General features: G+C 74.2%; 18 protein-coding genes, 1 other RNA gene and 1 pseudogene. 9 read left to right on the top strand and 11 right to left on the bottom strand.

Translation table 11 applies throughout. The annotated features are described in order from the left end of the window. Positions 1–97: 97 nt before the first annotated feature. Positions 98–1,687, top strand: coding sequence for an acyl-CoA carboxylase subunit beta (locus AC0B9F_RS02410; protein ID WP_471998349.1), 1,590 nt, complete (start codon positions 98–100; stop codon positions 1,685–1,687). Positions 1,688–1,705: 18 nt separating this feature from the next. Here AC0B9F_RS02410 and rnpB read toward each other — a convergent pair. From rnpB to AC0B9F_RS02435, 5 genes and pseudogenes are all read right to left on the bottom strand, one after another. Next, positions 1,706–2,111, bottom strand: an RNA gene (gene rnpB, locus AC0B9F_RS02415) — RNase P RNA component class A. A 115-nt stretch (positions 2,112–2,226) separates the two neighbouring features. Further along, positions 2,227–3,006, bottom strand: a pseudogene (locus AC0B9F_RS02420) (DMT family transporter); the annotation flags it as partial. A gap of 22 nt (positions 3,007–3,028) precedes the next feature. After that, positions 3,029–3,856: a helix-turn-helix transcriptional regulator gene (locus tag AC0B9F_RS02425; protein WP_471998350.1), complete on the bottom strand. Its 828-nt coding sequence runs from the start codon at positions 3,854–3,856 to the stop codon at positions 3,029–3,031. 45 nt (positions 3,857–3,901) lie between these two features. Further along, positions 3,902–4,111 carry a hypothetical protein gene (locus AC0B9F_RS02430; protein WP_471998351.1) on the bottom strand — a complete coding sequence of 70 codons (210 nt, stop codon included), beginning with the start codon at positions 4,109–4,111 and terminating at the stop codon, positions 3,902–3,904. A 142-nt stretch (positions 4,112–4,253) separates the two neighbouring features. Then, entirely contained in the window at positions 4,254–5,681 is a 1,428-nt protein-coding gene (locus AC0B9F_RS02435) for an RNB domain-containing ribonuclease (RefSeq protein ID WP_471998352.1), read from the bottom strand. A gap of 74 nt (positions 5,682–5,755) precedes the next feature. On the opposite strand from AC0B9F_RS02435, the gene yaaA reads away from it, so the two are divergent. Together yaaA and eda are read left to right on the top strand one after the other, a co-directional pair. Beyond that, on the top strand, positions 5,756–6,538 hold the full coding sequence (yaaA, locus tag AC0B9F_RS02440) for a peroxide stress protein YaaA (protein ID WP_471998353.1): 783 nt from the start codon (positions 5,756–5,758) through the stop codon (positions 6,536–6,538). 106 nt (positions 6,539–6,644) lie between these two features. Continuing rightward, positions 6,645–7,328, top strand: coding sequence for a bifunctional 4-hydroxy-2-oxoglutarate aldolase/2-dehydro-3-deoxy-phosphogluconate aldolase (gene eda / locus AC0B9F_RS02445; RefSeq protein WP_471998354.1), 684 nt, complete (start codon positions 6,645–6,647; stop codon positions 7,326–7,328). A 3-nt stretch (positions 7,329–7,331) separates the two neighbouring features. Here eda and AC0B9F_RS02450 read toward each other — a convergent pair whose 3' ends face one another. The 3 genes from AC0B9F_RS02450 to AC0B9F_RS02460 are packed head-to-tail and all read right to left on the bottom strand — an operon-like array spanning position 7,332 to position 10,798. Further along, positions 7,332–9,206: a bifunctional RNase H/acid phosphatase gene (locus tag AC0B9F_RS02450; RefSeq protein WP_471998355.1), complete on the bottom strand. Its 1,875-nt coding sequence runs from the start codon at positions 9,204–9,206 to the stop codon at positions 7,332–7,334. Positions 9,207–9,218: 12 nt separating this feature from the next. Continuing rightward, positions 9,219–9,962 (bottom strand): zinc ribbon domain-containing protein, encoded by a 744-nt coding sequence (locus AC0B9F_RS02455; protein WP_471998986.1) that lies wholly within the window; start codon positions 9,960–9,962, stop codon positions 9,219–9,221. Further along, a complete protein-coding gene (locus tag AC0B9F_RS02460) occupies positions 9,959–10,798 on the bottom strand; it encodes a Nif3-like dinuclear metal center hexameric protein (RefSeq protein WP_471998356.1) in 840 nt (279 codons plus the stop codon). Before AC0B9F_RS02460 ends, AC0B9F_RS02455 begins: the two co-directional genes overlap by 4 nt. A 199-nt stretch (positions 10,799–10,997) precedes the next feature. On the opposite strand from AC0B9F_RS02460, the gene AC0B9F_RS02465 reads away from it, so the two are divergent. Together AC0B9F_RS02465 and AC0B9F_RS02470 are read left to right on the top strand one after the other, a co-directional pair. Further along, complete coding sequence (locus AC0B9F_RS02465) at positions 10,998–12,125, top strand: hypothetical protein (RefSeq protein ID WP_471998357.1); 1,128 nt, start codon at positions 10,998–11,000, stop codon at positions 12,123–12,125. A 97-nt stretch (positions 12,126–12,222) separates the two neighbouring features. Continuing rightward, complete coding sequence (locus tag AC0B9F_RS02470) at positions 12,223–12,381, top strand: hypothetical protein (RefSeq protein ID WP_471998358.1); 159 nt, start codon at positions 12,223–12,225, stop codon at positions 12,379–12,381. A 102-nt stretch (positions 12,382–12,483) separates the two neighbouring features. Here the strand turns inward: AC0B9F_RS02470 and AC0B9F_RS02475 are convergent, their stop codons facing one another. Further along, a complete protein-coding gene (locus tag AC0B9F_RS02475) occupies positions 12,484–13,341 on the bottom strand; it encodes a MaoC/PaaZ C-terminal domain-containing protein (protein ID WP_471998359.1) in 858 nt (285 codons plus the stop codon). Between the two features lie 198 nt (positions 13,342–13,539). Between AC0B9F_RS02475 and AC0B9F_RS02480 the strand changes: the two genes are divergently transcribed. From AC0B9F_RS02480 to AC0B9F_RS02495, 4 genes are read left to right on the top strand one after another with little or no spacing between them, the layout of a single operon-like run. After that, positions 13,540–14,436, top strand: coding sequence for an ABC transporter ATP-binding protein (locus tag AC0B9F_RS02480; RefSeq protein WP_471998360.1), 897 nt, complete (start codon positions 13,540–13,542; stop codon positions 14,434–14,436). Continuing rightward, positions 14,436–15,152: an ABC transporter permease gene (locus AC0B9F_RS02485; protein ID WP_471998361.1), complete on the top strand. Its 717-nt coding sequence runs from the start codon at positions 14,436–14,438 to the stop codon at positions 15,150–15,152. Before AC0B9F_RS02480 ends, AC0B9F_RS02485 begins: the two co-directional genes overlap by 1 nt. A gap of 33 nt (positions 15,153–15,185) precedes the next feature. Next, entirely contained in the window at positions 15,186–16,430 is a 1,245-nt protein-coding gene (locus tag AC0B9F_RS02490; protein ID WP_471998362.1) for a sensor histidine kinase, read from the top strand. 50 nt (positions 16,431–16,480) lie between these two features. Continuing rightward, positions 16,481–17,113 (top strand): response regulator, encoded by a 633-nt coding sequence (locus AC0B9F_RS02495; RefSeq protein ID WP_471998987.1) that lies wholly within the window; start codon positions 16,481–16,483, stop codon positions 17,111–17,113. Between the two features lie 30 nt (positions 17,114–17,143). On the opposite strand, the gene AC0B9F_RS02500 is transcribed toward AC0B9F_RS02495, so the two are convergent. Further along, entirely contained in the window at positions 17,144–17,869 is a 726-nt protein-coding gene (locus AC0B9F_RS02500) for a class I SAM-dependent methyltransferase (RefSeq protein WP_471998363.1), read from the bottom strand. A 309-nt stretch (positions 17,870–18,178) separates the two neighbouring features. Then, positions 18,179–19,609, bottom strand: coding sequence for an MFS transporter (locus AC0B9F_RS02505; protein ID WP_471998364.1), 1,431 nt, complete (start codon positions 19,607–19,609; stop codon positions 18,179–18,181). Positions 19,610–19,823: the final 214 nt, after the last annotated feature.

The raw sequence follows: 19,823 nt of genomic DNA on the forward strand, positions 1-19,823 counted from the left end.
GGGGTTGGGCGTTGCGGCAGGTCGCCGTGAGCGGTGATCGAGCCGTTCTCCAGGTGACGTGCCGGGGGGTTCGAGGGGTGCTTTCTACGGTGCTTCAATGACGACCTTCGACGAACGGCTCGCTCTGGTCCCCGCTCCCGACCTTCGCCGCTCCACCGACGAGCTGAAACGGCTGAAGGAGGAGCTGAGCCGCGGCCCCGACCCCGAGGCCACCCGGCGCCAGCACGCCAAGGGCAAGCTGACCGCCCCGGAGCGGCTGGAACTCCTCTTCGACGAGGGGACGTTCACCGAGATCGAGCCGCTGCGCCGGCACCGCGCCTCGGGTTTCGGCCTGGAGGCGCGCAAGCCGCACGGCGACGGCGTGGTCATCGGCTGGGGCCTGGTGCACGGCCGCACGGTCTTCGCGTACGCCCACGACTTCCGCGTCTTCGGCGGCGCCCTGGGCGAGGCGCACGCCGAGAAGATCCACAAGGTGATGGACCTGGCGGAGGCGGCGGGCGCGCCCGTCGTCGGCCTGAGCGACGGCGCCGGCGCCCGCATCCAGGAGGGCGTCACCGCGCTCGCCGGGTACGGCGGCATCTTCCGCCGCAACACCCGCTCCTCCGGCGTCATCCCGCAGATCAGCGTGATCCTCGGCCCGTGCGCGGGCGGCGCGGCCTACTCCCCCGCGCTGACCGACTTCGTGTTCATGGTGCGCGGCACGGCCCAGATGTTCATCACGGGCCCGGACGTCGTCCAGGCGGTCACGGGCGAGCAGATCACCCACGACGGCCTCGGCGGCGCGGACGTCCACTCGTCCCTCTCGGGCGTGTCCGGTTTCGTCTACGACGACGAGGCGGACTGCCTGGCGGACGTCCGCCACCTGCTGTCCCTGCTGCCGCAGAACAACCGCGAACTGCCGCCCGTGGCGCGCGGCGGCGACCCGGCGGACCGCCGCACCGAGGCGCTGGCCTCCCTGGTCCCGGCGGACCCGCAGCGGGCGTACGACATGCGCGCGGTGATCGAGGAGATCGTCGACGACGGCGAGTACTTCGAGGTGCACGAGGCCTGGGCGCAGAACGTGGTGTGCGCGCTGGCCCGCCTGGACGGCCACGTCGTGGGCGTGGTCGCCAACCAGCCCACCGCGCTGGCCGGCGTCCTCGACATCCACGGCTCGGAGAAGGCGGCCCGCTTCGTGCAGTTCTGCGACGCGTTCAACATCCCGCTGGTCACGCTGGTGGACGTCCCCGGCTTCCTGCCGGGCGTCGACCAGGAGCACAACGGCATCATCCGCCACGGCGCCAAGCTGCTCTACGCCTACTGCAACGCGACGGTGCCGCGCATCTCCCTGATCGTCCGCAAGGCCTACGGCGGCGCGTACATCGTCATGGACTCCCGCTCGATCGGCGCCGACCTGTCCTTCGCCTGGCCGACGAACGAGATCGCGGTGATGGGCGCGGAGGGCGCGGCGAACGTCGTCTTCCGCCGCGAGATAGCCGCCTCCGACGACCCGGACACCACCCGTGCCCGCCTGATCAAGGAGTACAGATCCGCCCTGATGCACCCGTACTACGCGGCGGAACGCGGCCTGGTCGACGACGTGATCGACCCCGCCGAGACCCGCGTCGTCCTGATCCGCTCCCTGGCGATGCTCCGCGCCAAACACGCGAACCTGCCGGAACGCAAACACGGCAACCCGCCGATGTGACACGAACCCCCGAAGGGGCAGACGAGTCGGGCTGTACGCCGGGTTCTGTTCCGAGGGGTCCTCGCGGGCCCCTCGGCGACGGCCATCCATCTAGGGCCGGCGTTGCCGCCGGTCTCGTGCGGTCTACCCGCGGACTCGGGCGGGCAGCCCTCGAACGTCCGCGCAGAAACACCGGAGTGCTTCCTTTTGACCTTGCTCCGGGTGGGGTTTACCTAGCTGCCCAGGTCACCCTGGGCACTGGTGGTCTCTTACACCACCGTTTCACCCTTACCGAGGGCCGAGGCCCCCGGCGGTCTGTTTTCTGTGGCACTGTCCCGCGGGTCACCCCGGGTGGCCGTTAGCCACCACCCTGCCCTGTGGAGCCCGGACGTTCCTCGGGAAGCCCCCCGTCAAGGGGACTCCACGCGGCCGTCCGCCCGGCTCGTCTGCCGTGCGGACCATGGTACCGGGCGGGTGGTCCTGCGTGGACCCGCGGCCGTCGCGAGCACCGAGCCCGCCAGGATCAGCGCGAAGGACACGGCGATCGTCACCGTCAGGCGCTCGTCCAGGAACATCGCGCCGGCCGCCACCGCGACCGCCGGGTTGACGTACGTGATCACCGTCGCCCGTGTCGGGCCGGCCTCCCTGATCAGCTCCATGAAGGCGACGAAGGCCACCGCCGTGCAGATCACGCCCAGGCCGGCCAGGGCCGCGAGCACCGAGGGCGCCGGCAGCTCCGACGGCCAGGTCGCCGCCGCCGCGGGGGCGTACACCAGCGCCGCCAGGGCCAGGCAGGGCGCCGTGAGATGCAGGGAGGGGACGTCCTTGAGGTGGCGGGCGGCGATCAGCGGGGCCGTGGCGTAGCCCACCACCGTCAGCAGCACCTCGGCGAGGGAGCGGGCGTCGCCGCCGGTCAGATGCGGGGCGGTGAGGACGCCGACGCCGGCGAGACCGAGGGCGAGGCCGCTCAGCCGCCGTATGCCGAGCCGTTCGGTGTCGCCGAAGAACCGGGCCAGGGCCACGCCGACGACCGGGACGCCCGCGATCAGCAGGCCCGCCGTGGAGCTGGAAAGGTGCCGTTCGGCGTCGGTCAGGGTGAACCACGGGCCGATGATCTCGATGCACGCGAAGGCCAGCAGCGGCCGCCAGTGGGCGCGGACGGTGCGGGCCAGGCCCGGTTGCCGCAGGGCGAAGGGAAGCAGGAGCGCCGCGCCGAGCGCGCAGCGCACGAACACCACGGTGGCCGGGGACACCGCGTCCACCGCCACCTTGATCATGAGGTAGGGGACGCCCCAGACCACTCCCATGAGGGAGAAGAGGAACCAGCCGCGTGCAGTCATGCGGAGAGTTTCGGCCAGGGCCTCACCGCGCGTCTTGAACGCTGTTGCGGTACGCCGCCGGGGTCACCCCGAGCACCCGGCGGAACCACCGGGTCAGGTGCGCCTGGTCGGCGAAGCCCACCAGGGCCGCCACCTCCGCCGGGCGCACACCCGCCTCCAGCAGACCGCGGGCCCGGGTCACCCGGTGCTGGGCCAGCCAGGCGTACGGCGGTATCCCCGTCGCCGTACGGAAGGCGCGCAGCAGCTGGTAGCGGGACAGGCCCAGCTCGGTGGCGAGGTCGGCGAGGGAGGGCGGGGTGAGCAGTTCGCCGGCCAGGCGGTCACGGACGACGGCGGCGATACGGTCGGCGCCGGGCACGGTGTCGCTCGCCGCGCGGGCCGTGGAGTGGCGCCGGGCCAGGGCCGTGAGCAGCCACGGCAGTCGGGACTCGGCCTCCAGCGGGTCGGGGCAGGCGGCGAGTTCCGTGTGGGTCAGGCGCAGCGCGGCGGCCAGTTCGGGGTCGTGCAGGACCGGTTCGCGAAAGTGCGGGAGGGTCTCGCCGAGCAGGCCGTCGCCCAGCAGTCCGGGCGCCGCGTACAGGGCGCGGTAGGCGTAGCCCTCGGGCGCGGCGGGCCCGCCGGTGTGCATCTCGCCCGGCTCCAGGACGACGAGGGAACCGGGGCCGGAGTGGATACGGCCGCCCCGGTAGGCGATGACCTCCAGGCCGCCGAGGGTGACGCCGACGGTGTACTCGGCGTGGGCGTGCGGGGCGTAGACGTGCCGGTCGAAGGAGGCCGTCAGCAGATCGAGCGACGGCCCGCACCGCCCCAGCCGCGCCCTGGTCCACCGTGCCTCTTCCCGTCCGCCCATGTCCGCACTCCCCCTGTCGTCCCGGAGGGTGCAACGCCGGAGGGCTCAGAGAAAGTCCGAGGTGTCCAGGTCGAAGGCAAAGGGCTCGGGCAGGCGGAGCGGCTTTCCGAAGGGGCGGGTCCACAGCCGGCCCACGATTCGGCTGATGCAGTGTTCGTGGTTCCCCTCGGGCAGCGGGGTCACGGCCATGTCACCCTCGATGAGCTCCACCCGGATGCCCTGCGGGGTGTCCAGGTCCGCGAACCAGTCGGTCATACGTCCCTTCACGACCGGGTCCCATTCCATTGGCGCCCTGTCCCCCCTCTCGTCTGTTCCAGGCCAGCTTGGAGCACCCGGCGGTCACCGTACGGAACGACGGGCACCGTTCCCCCGATCGTGCCCCTGGACCCTGCCGCGCTCAGGCCGGCTCGAAGCTCACCTTCGCCGCTTGCGGATCGGCCTGGGTGAGCCGCACCGGCAGCCGCTGCCCGAGCAGGTCGGGGCTCGCGCCCCGGATCTCCCCGATGACCGCGGGCGACTCCACCTGCACGGTCCCGCGGTGGTCGTCCAGCTCCACCACGCACCCCTGGAAGACCTGCCCCACCTGGTCCTGCAGCACCACCGCCTCCACCAGGTCGACGCAGGCCCGGTCGGCCTTGCTCGCGAGCCGGCCGCCCTCGGCCATCCGGTCGTGCACCACGTCCAGCGCGGCGCGCGCCCACTCGGGGGGCTCCTGCCCGGCGCAGGCGGCCAGCGCGATCTCGGAGGCCCAGCGGTCGACGAGGCGGCGCAGAGGAGCCGTGCAGTGGCTGTACGGCGCGGCGACCGCGGCGTGCGTGGTCAGCTCCGGGATCCGCCCGTCACGGAAGACGGTGTACTCGGCGTGCCCCATCACCGTGGCGCACGCCTGGAGGAAGGCGGCGTGCCGCGGCAGGCGCGGGTCGAGGGAGCGGACGAGCTGCGCGTATGACACGTGGTGCGCCCAGTCGATGTGCAGCGCGAACGCGGTGCGGCGCAGCCGGTCGACGGCGCCGAGCGGGGTCGGCGGCAGCGTGCGCAGGACGCCCGTGCCGTGCGCCAGCATCAGCTGGGCCGCGGCCATGCCGGTGAGCAGGGAGATCTGGGCGTTCCAGCCGTCGGTGGCGAGCGGGGCGCGGTACGCGAGTTCGTAGGTGTGGTCGCGCGGGACGATCTCCTGCTCGGGCACGCGCAGCGAGACACCGCCGCGCTCTGCCTCCTGCGCCTCCCGCAGCTGCCCGACGGTCTTCAGCAGGGCGAGCGGTTCCTCCGCGGTGCCGGCGTCGATCTGCTGCTGCACGCCCGCGTAGTCGAGCCGGGCCCGGCTGCGCACCAGGGCCCGGCGGACGTCGACGTCGCGGGTCCGGCCGTCGGCGTCGAGGTCGATCGTCCACAGCACGGCGGGCCGGGTCTGCCCCGGCAGCAGGCTCGCGGCCCCCTCGCTCAGCACGGGCGGGTGCAGCGGGACGCGGCCGTCGGGGAAGTACAGGGTCTGCACCCGCCGCTGCGCCTCCCGGTCCACCGGCCCGCCCGGTACGACGAAGGCGGCCACGTCGGCGATGGCGTACCGCACCCGGTAGCCGACGCCCTGCCGGGACAGGTGCAGGGCCTGGTCCAGGTCCAGCGAGCCGGGCGGGTCGATGGTGAACAGCGGAACGTCGGTGGCGTCGTGCACCGGCAGCACCGGGTCCCGGGCCGCCCGGCCGGCCTCGGCGAGCACCTCGGGCGGGAAGGGACCGGGGACGGCGAGCCGGGTGCGCAGCGCGTCGAGGGCGCTGCGCATCGGTCCCTCCGGGGCGCCGGTCACGTGCACGGGGCAGCGGGGCATAGGGCCACCGTAGGGCGCGGGCGGCCGTGGGGCACGCCGTACGCTGTGGCGGTCCCCCCGAAAGGAGAAACCCCGTGCTCGTCCTTCTCCCGCCCTCCGAGGGCAAGGCCCCCTCCGGCCCCGGCGCCCCGCTGTCGCTGGAGTCGCTGTCGCTGGCGGGCCTCACCCCCGCGCGGCAGACCGTGCTGGAGGAGCTGGTCGAGCTGTGCGCCGCCGACGAGGACAAGGCGCGCGAGGTGCTCGGGCTGAGCGAGGGGCTGCGCGGGGAGGTCGCGAAGAACGCCGCGCTGCGCGAGTCCGGCGCGCGGCCCGCCGGTGAGGTGTACACGGGGGTGCTGTACGACGCCCTGGACCTGGGCTCGCTGGACGCCTCGGCCCGGAAGCGGGCGGCGGAAGCGCTGCTGGTGTTCTCGGGGCTGTGGGGTGCCGTGCGGGTGACGGACGCGATCCCCTCCTACCGCTGCTCGATGGGTGTGAAGCTGCCCGGGCTCGGGGCGCTGGGCGCGTACTGGCGCGAGCCGATGGCGTCCGTGCTGCCGGAGGCGGCCGGGGACGGTCTGGTGCTGGACCTGCGGTCGGCGGCGTACGCGACGGCGTGGAAGCCGAAGGGCGAGGTCGCGGGACGCACGGCGACGGTGCGGGTGCTGCACGCGCCGACCCGGAAGGTGGTCAGCCACTTCAACAAGGCGACGAAGGGACGGATCGTGCGCAGCCTGCTGACGGCCGGGGCGGCGCCGGAGGGCCCGGCGCGGCTGGTGGAGGCGCTGCGGGATCTCGGGTACGTCGTGGAGGCGCAGGCTCCGGCGAAGGCGGGGCGGCCGTGGTCACTGGACGTGCTGGTGGACGAGGTCCACTGAGCGCTGCCAAGGGCTGCCACAAGAGGGTTATGGCGGGGGCTGGAGGGTCGTTGCAAGCCTTGCAACAGCCTTTGCGCCCTGCGCATCGGACGGGCAGGATGACGCCATGCCCGAGTCTCAGCCTGCCTCCGCACCGGCGCCTGCCTGCGCACCCGCGCCCGCTCCCGTCTCCGTGCTCGACCTCGCCCCTGTCCTGCCGGTCGTGGTCCTCCAGGACGCCGCCGACGCCGTACCGCTCGCGCGGGCGCTGGTCGCCGGGGGGCTGCCCGCGATCGAGGTGACCCTGCGCACGTCCGCCGCGATGCACGCCGTGCGGGCGATCGCGCAGGAGGTGCCGGGCGCGGTGGCCGGCGCGGGCACGGTGATCACGCCGGAGCAGGTGGCCGAGTGCGTGGCGGCCGGGGCGCGGTTCCTGGTGAGCCCGGGGTGGACGGACGGTCTGCTGACGGCGATGACGGCGTCCGGGCTGGCGTTCCTGCCGGGGGTGTCGACCGCGTCGGAGGTGGTGGCGCTGCTGGAGCGTGGGGTGCGGGAGATGAAGTTCTTCCCGGCGCAGGCCGCGGGCGGCACGGCGTATCTGACGTCGCTGGCCGGACCGCTGCCGCGGGCCCGTTTCTGCCCCACCGGCGGCATCACCCCGGAGCTGGCGCCCGACTATCTGGCCCTGCCCAACGTCGGCTGCGTCGGCGGCAGTTGGATGGTGCCGGCGGACGCGGTTGCGGCCCGCGACTGGGCCCGGATCGAGCGGCTGGCCCGGGAAGCGGCCGCGCTCAGCGGGCGCGGCCGCTGACGCTCAGCGCAGATGCCCGGTGTCGTTGAACAGGCGGACGCTGGCGTTGCCGTCGGCGTAGTACGCCACGACCGACAGGGACGCCGCCGACAGTTCCATGCGGAACAGGGACTCCGGGGGCGCCCCCAGGGCGAGCCGGAGCAGCGTCTTGATCGGCGTGACGTGTGTGACGAGCAGGACTGTGCGGCCCGCGTACGCCGCGATCAGTTTGTCTCGTGCCGCCGCGACCCGGGTGGCGGTGGCCGCGAAGCTCTCGCCGCCGCCGGTCGGCGCGGCGTCCGGCGAGGCGAGCCAGGCGTTCAGGTCGTCGGGGTGGCGTTCGCGGACCTCGGCGAAGGTCAGCCCCTCCCACGCGCCGAAGTCCGTCTCGCGCAGGCCGTCCTCGACGGCCACCTCGAGGCCGAGGCGGTCGGCGACGATGCCGGCGGTCTCACGGGTGCGGGCCAGCGGGGAGGCGACGATGTGCTGGATCGTGCCGCGCCGGGCGAGCGCGGCGGCCACCCGCTCGGCCTGCTCCCGGCCGACGCCGGAGAGGGCGGGGTCGGTACCGCCACTGCCCGAAAACCGCTTCTGCGGCGTCAACGGCGTCTCCCCGTGCCGGAGCAGCACAAAGGTGGCGGGAGCACCGAGATCGGGGGCGGCCCCCCAGCCGGGAGCGGAGGTCTCGGAGGCGGGGGCTGCTTGGCTCGGGGGCGGAGGGGCGGCGCTCGTCGTCGGGGTGGCGGCGACTGTGGCAACGACTGGCCGGACGGCACGGTCTGCCGCAGCGCGGCCGGTCGCCGCGGTGGCACGATCTGCCGCGGCGGGGTCAGCCGGGGTGGCGCCGGCTGCCGGGGTGGCACGGTCTGCCGCAGCGCGGCCGGCCGCCGCGGTGGCACGATCTGCCGCGGCGGGGTCAGCCGGGGTGGCACCGACTGCCGGGTTGGCACGGTCTGCCGCGGCGGGATCAGCCGGGGCGGCACCGACTGCCGGGGTGGCATGACCTGTCGTGGCGGCGTTGGGCCTCGCGGCGGCACAGCCTGCCGAGGCGGAATCCGCCGGAGCGGCACCCTTCGCCGAGGTGGCACGACCTGCCGGGACGGCATCGTCGGCCGCCGCAGAGACCGCCGCCGTGGCACTGGCCGCCATCGTGGCACTGGCCGCCAACGTGGCATCCTGCGCCATTACGGCGCGCGTCGGAGCGGCGGCATCCTGTGCCAGCACAGCATCCCGTGCCCCCGCCGCAGCCACCCCCCGCCCCGTCGTCCCCGCGACCGTCCTCGCCGCGCGTACGTCGGCCGCCGCGCGCACGTCGGCCGTCGCGCGTGCGTCGGGCAGTGCCGCGCGTACGTCGGCGCCCGCGCGTACCTCGGCCAGTGCCGCTCGGGCGGGGGCCGCGCCCGCTGCCGCGTCGCCGGGCGGGCCCTGCGGTTCGGGGGACGCGGCCGTGTCCCGTTCCGCGCGGGACGCCGACGGCGTCCACTGCTCTCCGCGGCCGCCCGCGTCCATCGCCTCGTTGGCCAGGCGGTCGGCGTGCTTGTTCTTCTCCCGCGGGATCCACTCGTAGGTGACCTGGCCGGGCGGGAACACCGCCGCCGCCTCGGCCGCGAGCGGCTTCATCGCCGGGTGCTTGATCTTCCAGCGGCCCGACATCTGCTCGATGACGAGCTTGGAGTCCATCCGGACGTGCACCGACGCCGACGCGTCGAGCTCGTGCGCCGCACGCAGCCCGGCGAGCAGCCCCCGGTACTCGGCCACGTTGTTCGTGGCGACGCCGATGTACTCGGCCCGCTCGACGAGGGTCTGCCCGCTCGCCGCGTCCAGCACCACGGAGCCGTACCCCGCGGGCCCCGGGTTGCCCCGCGACCCGCCGTCGGCCTCGACGATGAACTCCCGCACCCGTGCGGCTCCCTACAGCCCGGACTCGGCCGTGCGCACCAGGATGCGGCGGCAGTTCTCGCAGCGCACCACGGTGTCCGGCGCGGCCTTGCGGATCTCGCTCATCTCGGTGATGGCGAGCTCCTGGCGGCAGCCCTGGCAGGTGCGCTGGTAGAGCTTGGCCGCGCCGACGCCGCCCTGCTGGGCGCGCAGCTTGTCGTACAGCTTGAGCAGGTCCGCGGGCACGGCGGCCGCCACGACCTCGCGCTCCTTGGTGACCGAGGCGACCTCGCCGTCGATCTGGCCGCACGCGGCGTCGCGGCGCCCGGTCGCGTCGTCGATCTTCGCCTGGACGGAGGAGACCCGCTCGGTCAGCTCGCGCACCCGCTCCTGGGCGGCCTCGCGGCGCTCCATGACCTCCAGGACGACGTCCTCCAGGTCGCCCTGCCGCTTGGCGAGGGAGGCGATCTCGTGCTGGAGGTTGGACAGGTCCTTCGGCGAGGTCACGGCGCCGGAGTCCAGGCGCTGCTGGTCGCGGACGGCGCGCTGGCGGACCTGGTCGACGTCCTGCTCGGCCTTGGTCTGCTCGCGGGCGGTGTCGCTCTCCTCGGTCTGCGCGGCCACGAGCAGGTCGCGCAGCTGGGTGAGGTCCTTGGTGAGCGACTCGATCTCGGCGTGCTCGGGCAGCGTCTTCCGCTTGTGCGCGAGCTGCTGCAGGCGCACATCCAGGGCCTGGACGTCGAGGAGTCGGATCTGGTCGGCGGGCGCGGCGTTCAGTTGGGGGCTCCAGGTGACGGGGAGTGGCTGGTCCAGGGGTCGGTGACCGTCTTCGAGACGTGGACGCGCAGGTCCCATCCGTGCCGGTCGGAAATCTCGTCGAGCTGGCTCGCGGCCAGCTCGCACCAGGGCCATTCGGTGGCCCAGTGCGCCGCGTCGAGCAGCGCGAGGGAAGTGTGGGCGACCGCCTCGCTCGCCGGGTGGTGGCGCAGGTCGGCGGTGAGGAAGGCGTCGACGCCGGCGGCGCGGACCTGGTCGAAGAGGCTGTCGCCGGAGCCGCCGCTGACGGCGACCGTGCGGATCGTCGTCTCCGGGTCGCCGGCCACCCGGATGCCCTGGGCGGTGGCGGGCAGGCGTTCGGCGGCGCGCGCGGCGAACTCGCGCAGGGGCGTCGGGTGGTCCAGCTCGCAGATCCGGCCGAGGCCCCGGCGGCCTTCCGGATCGCTCGGGTCCGGCACGAGCGGCCGCAGGACACGCAGGTCCAGCGCGCCGGCGAGCGCGTCGCTCACGCCGGGATCGGCGGTGTCCGCGTTCGTGTGCGCCACGTGCAGGGCGATGTCGTTCTTGATCAGCGTGTGCACGACCCGGCCCTTGAAGTGGGACGCCGCCACCGTGGTCGTACCGCGCAGGTAGAGCGGGTGGTGGGTGACCAGCAGGTCGGCGCCCAGCTTCACCGCCTCGTCGACGATCTCCCGCACGGGGTCGACGGCGAACAGGACCCGCGTGACCTCCTGGTCGGGGTCGCCCACGACGGTGCCGACCGCGTCCCAGGACTCGGCCCGCTCGGCGGGCCACAGCTTCTCCAGCGCGGCGATGACTTCAGACAGACGGGGCACGGGTGCAAGGCTACCTGGCTGATCTGCCCCTCTGTACAGCTGTCGCCGCCCCTGTGCCCAGGTGTGCGTCGCTCAGCACATTCGCCCCGTTTTCCTCAGGTGAATCGCTTCTGCACCACCCTTATGTGTGAAGGCACGGCCGCCGCGTGCCCCGTCCGTGCGTGCGAAAACTAGCTTCGTCGCCGGAGGTGAGCGAACGATGACGGCCTGTGCGATCGAACCCGCCGCGGCTCACGAGGACGGCTCGTCCCCCCGGCCGGGGTGCGTGATCACGGTGGACGGCGGCTATGCCGCGCGTCTCGCCCACGACGGTGAGTCCCCCTTCCCCGAGCGCTGGACCCTCGGCGGCCCCGAGCCCTACGCCGTGCCGCTGCCCGGCAACCAGCCCGAGGAGGCCGGCACCGAGGTGCAGCCGATGGCGGACGGCCGGGTGCTGATCAGCCGCCGGGTCGGCGAGCGCCACGACTTCTGCCTCCTCTACCCCACCGGCCCGGGCACCGGCGAACTGCCGCTCGGCGCGGTGACGGTGCCCGACGACGGCACGCTGCGGCTGCTGCCGCCGGCGCCGGGCGGCGAGCGGGCGTACGCGCTCGCGGTGGGCCCGCGCTCCAGCACGGTGTGGCTGGTCGCGGGCGGGGCGTTCGGACCCGAGCGGCTGGCGGAGGTGCCGGGGCGCTGCTCCGGCGGGGTGTGGCTGGATCACGCCGGCCGGATGCTGGCCCTGGACCGGGAGACCGGCGGGCGGACCAAGGCGGTCGTGGTGGACCTGGGGCGCGACGGCGAGGTGTCACCGCTGCTGCAGATCGCCGAGGCCAGCGACGACCGGCTGCTGCTCGCCGACCCCGACAGCGGCCTGCTGATCATCTCCTCGGACGCCCCCGCGCCCGGCGAGCCCCGGCTCGGCTGGGGCGTGCTGGGCAGCACCTTGCCGGTGCGCTTCCCGGAGAGCCTCAGGCTGCCGGAGTGCCGGGTCACGCCCTTCGCCGTCCAGCCGGGGCAGGTGCTGACGCCGGAGAGCTGCGCGGTGGCGCTGCGCATCGACGGGCCGCTGGGCACCTGGGCCGGGGTGTGGCGGCCGGCCGAGCGGCGGGTGCACCATCTCCCGGCGCCCGCGGGCTGGTTGACCGGGGCGGGGCTCGTCACGCCCGAGGGCGCGCTGCTGTTGCCGTACGCCACCGAGGAGGTGCCCTGCGGACTGGCCCGGCTGACCGTGGAGCCGGTGGCCCCGCCGGCCCTGGAGGAGCCGGTCGAGGAGGCCCCCGAGCCGGTCGTGGCACGCCCCGTGCCCTTGCAGCAGGCGCCGTTGGGACGACTTGTAACGAACTAGTGCCGGTTGGCGTGTGCGGCTGGATGACGCCCGAGGTGCGCCGGTTACACTCGCCCGGCTGTAAGGAAAGATCATGTTGACGGGGTGAGTTCTTCCGATGAGCGACGCCAGCACGACGCAGCCGCAGAGCCGTGAGGCCGAGAGGGCAGCCGCCGGGCACGGCAGGCACCGGGGTCCGGTCTCGACGCAGGACGGCGAGACGGCTCCCCAGGGCCGCCACCGCAGGACGTCCGAACAGGCCGGATCGGCGGCCTGACGGCACGTACGTGAACGGCCCCGCCCGGGTACTCCGGGCGGGGCCGTTCCGCGTTGCGGGACCCGCGTCCCACGGCCTTGAACTGCGGTAGGCGTCCGCGCTTCAGGAGTGGTGCACCACGGCATCGGTGAGGACGGGCGCTTCGTCCCGCTCGACGGCGCTCACGGCGACCCGTACGGCGCCCTCGGCGCGCCACATGCGGATGCGCAGGGTCTCCCCCGGATACACCACACCGGCGAACCGCGTGCGGTACGACCGCACCCGCGTCACCTCACCGCCGAGCAGCGTGTCGACGACGGCCTTCAGCGTCATGCCGTAGGTGCACAGTCCGTGCAGCACGGGCCGCGCGAACCCGGCGGCGCGGGCGAAGTCGGGGTCGGCGTGCAGGGGGTTGAGGTCGCCGCTGAGGCGGTACAGCAGCGCCTGGTCCTCACGGATCGCGCGCTCGACGACCCGCTCGGGCTCACCGGTGGGCGCCTCGGGGCGCGTCGAGGGCCCGCGTTCGCCGCCGAAGCCGCCCTCGCCGCGTACGTGGACGTGGGCTTCGTCGCTCCACAGCGGGCCGTCGGCGTCGGCGACGTCGGTGCGCAGCACGAGGACGGCCGCCGCGCCCTTGTCGTACACCGCGGTGATGCGGGAGGTGGCCCGCGCGGCGCCCTCGGCCGGGAGGGGGCGGTGCACGGTCAGCGCCTGCCCGGCGTGCAGGACGCGGGCGAGGTCGACGTCGACGCCGGGCCTGGACAGCGCGCTGATCACGCCGGGCGGGCCGGAGCCGGCGACGGTGGCGAAGCCCGGCAGGACGTGCAGCCGGGACTCCAGGGTGTAGCGCAGCTCGCCGGGGCCGGTGGCGGGGACGCCCGCGCCGATGCCGAGGTGGTAGAGCTGGACGTCCTTGGCACTCCAGGAGATGTCGACGGTCCGGGGCGCGGCCGTGAGGGCCTGGGCTGGGTCGATGGGCATGGGGCTCCTGTACGTCGCCGGCTCCCTTGTGTGCTCCGGCTCCCCCTGTATAACCCAGCGACCCCGGGGGCAAAGGATCTGACGGACAGTCAGTCACCTGCCGGGCAGTCAGTCACCCCGTAGCCGTGACATTTGTCCTGCCGGAGTCCGTACACGCGCCTCTGCCGGACGGCGCCCGTCCTCTCTACTGTCGAGGACATGACGACCACTGAACCGGCCGTCTCCTTCACGGGGGCGGTCAAGACCTTCGGCGCGGTGCGCGCCGTCGACGGCATCGAACTGGACATCTCCCAGGGCGAGACCGTGGCGCTGCTCGGGCGCAACGGCGCCGGCAAGTCCACCACCATCGCCCTGCTGCTCGGCCTGCTCGCCCCCGACACGGGCGCGGTACGGCTGTTCGGCGCGCCGCCGCAGGCCGCGGTCCGCTCCGGGCGGGTCGGCGCGATGCTCCAGGAGGCGCGCGCGGTGCCCCGGGTCACCGTCGGCGAACTCGTCGGCTTCGTGGCCGGCCGCTATCCGCAGCCGATGCCGACACCTCAGGCCCTGCGGCTGGCCGGGATCGAGGAGCTGGCCGGCCGGCGGGTGGACCGGCTCTCGGGCGGGCAGGTGCAGCGGGTGCGGTTCGCGGTGGCGCTGGCCGGGGACCCGGCGCTGCTGGTGCTGGACGAGCCGACCGCGGCGCTCGACGTGGAGGCGCGGCACGCCTTCTGGGCGTCGCTGCGCTCCCCCGCCCGGCAGGGCCGCACGGTCCTGTTCTCCACGCACTATCTGGAGGAGGCCGACGCGCACGCCGACCGGATCGTGGTCGTCGACCGGGGCCGGATCGTCGCCGACGGCACCGGCGAGGAGCTGCGCCGGGCGGCCGGCGGCCACCGGGTCTCCTTCGACCTGGCCGGGGGCTCCACCGAGGGTCTGCATCTGCTGCCCGGCGTCCACTCCGTGGAGGTGCGCGGGGACCGGGCGCACCTGCGCACCGACGACTCCGACGCGACGGTGATGGCGCTGGCCGAACGTGGCGCGATACGCCGCCTGGAGGTCGCTCCGGCGTCGCTGGACGACGCGTTCCTCGCCCTGACCTCTCCGGCGGTGGTGTGATGCTCGCCTATCTGCGTCTGGAGGTGCGCCGCACGCTGCGCGACCCCGGTTTCGTGATCGGCGGGATCGCCATGCCGGTCCTGATGTACCTGCTGTTCACCAACCTCGGTGAGGTCACCGGCGCGTGGCGAACCGGCGCGATGGTCGGCATGGCCGGCTACGGCGCGGTCGGTTCGGCGCTCAGCACCGGGGGCGGCGTCGCCGAGGACCGGGCGATCGGCTGGCTGCGGCAGCTGCGGGTGACGCCGATGACGCCGGGTGAGGTGGTCACGGGCCGGGCGCTGACCGGCGGTGCGACCGTCCTTCCGGCCATCGTCGCGGTGCTCGCGGCGGGCGGTCTCGTCAACGGCGTACGGCTGGCGGTGTGGCAGTGGGCGGTGCTGGCCGTGGTGTTGTGGCTGGGCTCGGTGCCCTTCACACTGCTGGGGCTCGGCAACGGTTACCGGCTCACCGGGCAGACCACCGCTGTGGCGAACATGGTCTGCAACCTGGGGCTCGCGGTGCTGGGCGGACTGTGGTTCCCCCTCGCCCTGTTCCCCGGCTGGCTGCGGGCGCTGTCCGTGTGCACGCCGACCGCGCGGTTCGCGGAGGTGGCGGGCTCGGTCGCGGCGGGACAGGTGCCGGGGGCGGCTGCGATGCTCGTCCTCGCCGCCTGGCTGACGGCGTTCGGGGCGTACGCAGTGTGGGCGTACCGGCGCAGTGGTGAGACCGGCTGAAGACGCGGCAACGGATCGATCGGGGGAGCACGGATGGGGTTCAGGGACGACGTCGGAGGCCGGCTGCGGGCGTGGCAGGAGGCAGCGGCACGGGGCAGGGCGGAGACGGCGCGCTGCCGGGACGACCAGCGTGATGCGCGTCGGTGCGGGAAGGACATGGAGAACCCGGGGCCGCCGCCCAGCGGTTTCACTCTGCTGCCCTGGCTGCTGATGGGCCTGGGGGCGTTCTCCGACGTCTTCCAGGCCCGCACCCCCGACCCGTGGATCGGCGGGCTGGGACTGCTGGTCTTCAACTCGCTGTACATCTACGTCGTCTTCCGCGCCTTCGACAAGCAGAAGCGGCAGGAGCGCTCCACGTCGACGGCGCTGGGGCTGATGGCCGCGGTGACATGCGCTCTGGCCGTCGGGTACGGCGGCAACTGGCTGCTGTTCTTCCCGCTGCTGGGGCTGGCCGCGGGCTCGGTGGTGCGCGGGCCGCGGCTGAAGGCGGTCGGCGTCGCCGTGGCCGTCCTCGCGGGCGCGGTGTCCTGCGCGCACGACGGCTGGGACGGGACGACCATCGCGTACGCCACGTGGATCTCCACGATGGTGACGGCCGCGATCCTCTCCCTGTCCGAAGCCGTGCGTGAACTGCGCGCCGCGCGGGAGGAACTGGCGCACCGGGCGGTGGAGCAGGAGCGGCTGCGCTTCTCGCGCGACCTGCACGATCTGCTCGGGCACACCATGTCCGTGATCGTGGTCAAGTCGGAGGCGGCGCGGCGGCTGGCGGCGCGCGATCTGGACGCGGCGCTGGCGCAGATCACCGACATCGAGTCGGTCGGGCGGCAGGCGCTCACCGAGATCCGGGAGGCCGTCACCGGCTACCGGGACGGCAGCCTGTCGACGGAACTGGACCGGGCGCGCTCGGCGCTGACCGCGGCGGGCATCGAACCGGTCGTGCGCCGTTCGGGGCCGTCTCCGGCCGCGCAGACGGAGGCGCTGCTGGGGTGGGTGGTGCGCGAGGCGGTGACGAACGCGGTCCGCTACAGCGGGGCGCGGCGGTGCGAGATAGCCCTGACGGGGTCGGGGGAACGGGTGCGGCTGACGGTGAGCGACGACGGGCGCGGGCCGGTCGCCCCGCGCGAGGGCGCGGTCGGGGGTACGGGGCTGAAGGGGCTGACGGAGCGGCTGGCGGCGGCCGGCGGCACGTTGACGGCCGGCGCCGGGCAGCGCGGCGGGTTCGTGGTGCGGGCGGAGCTGCCGGTGACGGCGGATCTCGCGCAGCCGGTCACGACGTGAGCGGAGTGCGGGACGCCGGTGCGGCCTACGCTGAACGGGTGAACGAGGAGATGCCCCGCGGGCGGCGACCCGGCAAGTCGATCCGGGTGCTGCTCGCCGAGGATCAGGGGATGATGCGCGGGGCCCTGGCGTTACTGCTGGGGATGGAACCGGACATCGAGGTGGTGGCGCAGGTCGGCACGGGGGACGCGATCGTGGACGCCGCGTTGACGCACCGCCCCGACGTGGCGCTCCTGGACATCGAACTGCCCGGCCTGAGCGGGCTGGACGCCGCCGCCGAGCTGCACGGCCAGGCGCCCGACTGCCGGGTGCTGATCCTGACCACGTTCGGCCGCCCCGGCTATCTGCGCCGCGCCATGGAGGCGGGCGCCGCGGGCTTCCTCGTCAAGGACGGGCCCGTGGAGGAGCTGGCGCAGGCGATCCGCCGGGTGCTGACCGGGGAGACGGTCGTCGACCCGGCGCTGGCCGCGGCCGCGCTCAGCGCCGGTCCCAGTCCGCTGACCGCGCGCGAGTGCGACGTACTGAAGGCCTCCGTGGACGGCGCGACGGTCGCCGACATCGCCGCCGTGCTACGCCTGTCGGAGTCCACGGTCCGCAACTACCTGTCCGCCGCGATCGGCAAGACCGGCACCCGCAACCGCATGGAGGCGATGCGGGAGGCCCGCCGGCAGGGGTGGCTGTAGGCCCACGGCTCCCCCGCCCCGCTCCCGCCGTCACGGCTCCCGCCGGAACACCGCCGTCCACAGGAACGGTTCCCCGAAGTGCGGGGAGTCGGCCGGCTCGTCGTGCATCCGGCGCAGTTCCAGCTCGGTCAGGTCGCTGAAGATCGCGCGCAGCGACTCGGCGGTGTAGCCGAGGCCGCCGTGCAGCGCGCCGGTGCGGTACAGCTCCGCGTCGGGCAGCTCCGAGCCCATGGCGCCGGCCGCGAAGCAGGTGAGGGTGAAGTGACCGCCCGGGGCGAGCAGCCGCTCCAGCAGGGCGAGGTAGCTGACGCGGCGGTGCGGCGGCAGATGGTGGAAGCAGCCGGAGTCGTGGACGAGGTCGTACGGTCCTGTCAGGTCCGTGAGCATGAGATCGAAGGCGTTGCCGCACAGGTAGCTGACCGCCTCGGTGTCCGTCGCCTCGCGGGCCCACGCCACCGCCGCCGGCGACAGGTCGACGGCGTCCACCTGGAAGCCGCGGGCGGCGAGGTGGCGGGCGTTGCGGCCGGGGCCGCAGCCGAGGTCGAGGGCGCGCCGCCCGGTGATACGGCCGGCGTCCAGCCAGGCGGCCAGGTGCTCGTCCGGCTTGTCCGCGAAGAACGGCACCGGCCGGGACCGGTCGGCGTAGAAGCCGTCCCACCATCCGGCCGCCCTTGCCGTCCAGCGGTCCGTGCCGGGCGCGAACAGCCCGTCCAGCAGCGTCAGTACGTCGTCCGTGGTGCGGATGTGGCGGTCCATGGGGCCTCGCTTCCCTCGCCTGCCGGGTCACGGGATCGTAGGCGGGTGAAGGGGCCGATGCCCAGGTCAGCGTGTCTTCAACGGCCCTGCGCACCAGCCGTGTTGGGGCCGTGGGCGAGCCGGCGCGAGGGGTGGAGGGCGTCACCCCGGGGGTGCGGGGAAACCGCGGCAGGTACCCGTTGCCGGGGCGCGGCGGGGGTCCTGCGCCGCACGCCCGGGCCACTTTTTCGGGAACTCCGGACTCATCGGCGTACCGCGGGCCGCGCCGCGCCCCTCAGCCCGCCGCGCCCCCTCAGTCCCTCCCGTGCCTCACCGCGCCGTGCCCCGGCGCGGCAGCCAGACCACCATCAGCGCGGCGCCCGCCAGCAGGACCGCCGTCGACGCCCGGAAGACCAGGGCGTAGCCGTCCGTCAGGGCCTGCGGGGTGCCGGCGTCGCCCGTGCGGGCCGCGGCGACCGTCGACATGACCGCCAGCCCCAGGGAACCGCCCATCGTGCGCGAGGTGTTGACCAGACCGGAGACCAGCCCTGCCTCCCCCGGCGCCGCGCCCGAGGTGGCGAGGGCGGCCAGCGGCGTGATGGCCATGCCTCCGCCGAGCATCATCAGCACACCCGGGATCATGATCGTCGTTACGTAGGGGCCGTGCGCGGTCATCGCCGACTGCCAGCCGAACCCGGTCGCCGCCACCAGGGAGCCGAGCACCGCCACCGTCCGCGGCCCGGCCGAGCGCATCAGCCGCGGGGCGGCCTTGGAGCCGAGGACGACGGCCAGCGAGCTGGGCACCAGGGCGAGCCCGGCCTTGAGCGGGCTGTAACCCAGCACGTTCTGGGCGTACAGGGTCATGAAGAACCACATGCAGAACATCGTCGAACCGCTCACGAACATCGCCGCGTTCGCCGAGGCCACCGAGCGCAGCCGCAGCAGGCCGAGCGGCATCAGCGGGGACGCGGTGCGCGCCTCGACGGCGAGGAACAGGGCGATCAGCGCGAGCCCCGCCGCCAGCGGCGCCAGCGCCTGCGGCGTCGTCCAGCCCTGCGCCTCGGTCTGCGAGATGCCGTAGGCCAGGGTGGCCAGGCCGGCCGTGACCAGGACCGCGCCCGGCAGGTCCAGGCGCCGTCCGTCGCCGGCGCGGCTCTCGGGGAGCCAGGCCAGCGCACCGGCCAGGACGACCGCGCCGACCGGCACGTTGATCAGCAGGACCCAGCGCCAGGACAGCACGTCGACCAGCACCCCGCCGACCAGGCCGCCGGCCGCGCCGCCGCCCGCGCCGACCGCCGCCCAGGTGGCTATCGCGCGGGCCCTGGCGGCGCCCTCGGGCACGGCCGCGGTGAGGATCGTCAGCGTGGAGGGCGCGAGTACGGCCGCGCCCAGGCCCTGCACGGCGCGGGCGAGCAGCAGTTGCCAGCTCTCCTGGGCCAGCCCGCCGCCCAGCGAGGCCAGCGTGAACAGGCCGAGCCCCACCAGGAACATCCGCTTGCGCCCGTACAGGTCGCCGGCCCGGCCGCCGAGCAGCATGAACCCGGCGAAGGCGATGGCGTAGGAGTTCACCACCCACTGCAGGCCCGGCGCGCTCAGGCCGAGGTCGGTACGCAGGGAGGGCAGCGCCACGTTGACGACGGACACGTCGAGGACGACGAGGAACTGCCCGGCGCAGGCGAGCGCCACGACCAGCCAGGTCGGGGGTGCGGGGCGGGCGGGGGTACGGGTGGTGGTGGCGGCGGCTTCGAGCATGGGTGTCATGCTCTCAACCCGCCCGCGCCCCTTGCATCGGGATTTCGCCGGGGCGCCCGGTCCGCCCGCGGTCCTAGGACCACCCGCCGGGAAAGGGGGTGCCCCAGGACCACGGCGTCCCAGGACCACTCCCCTTCCCGGCCGGCGGCCGAGGGCTGACGTGCGCTCAGATGGTCATGACATGGTCAAGAAATCGTTAGCTGACCAAAGCATCGGAATAGTT

This window comes from Streptomyces sp. NPDC097129, assembly GCF_055668065.1.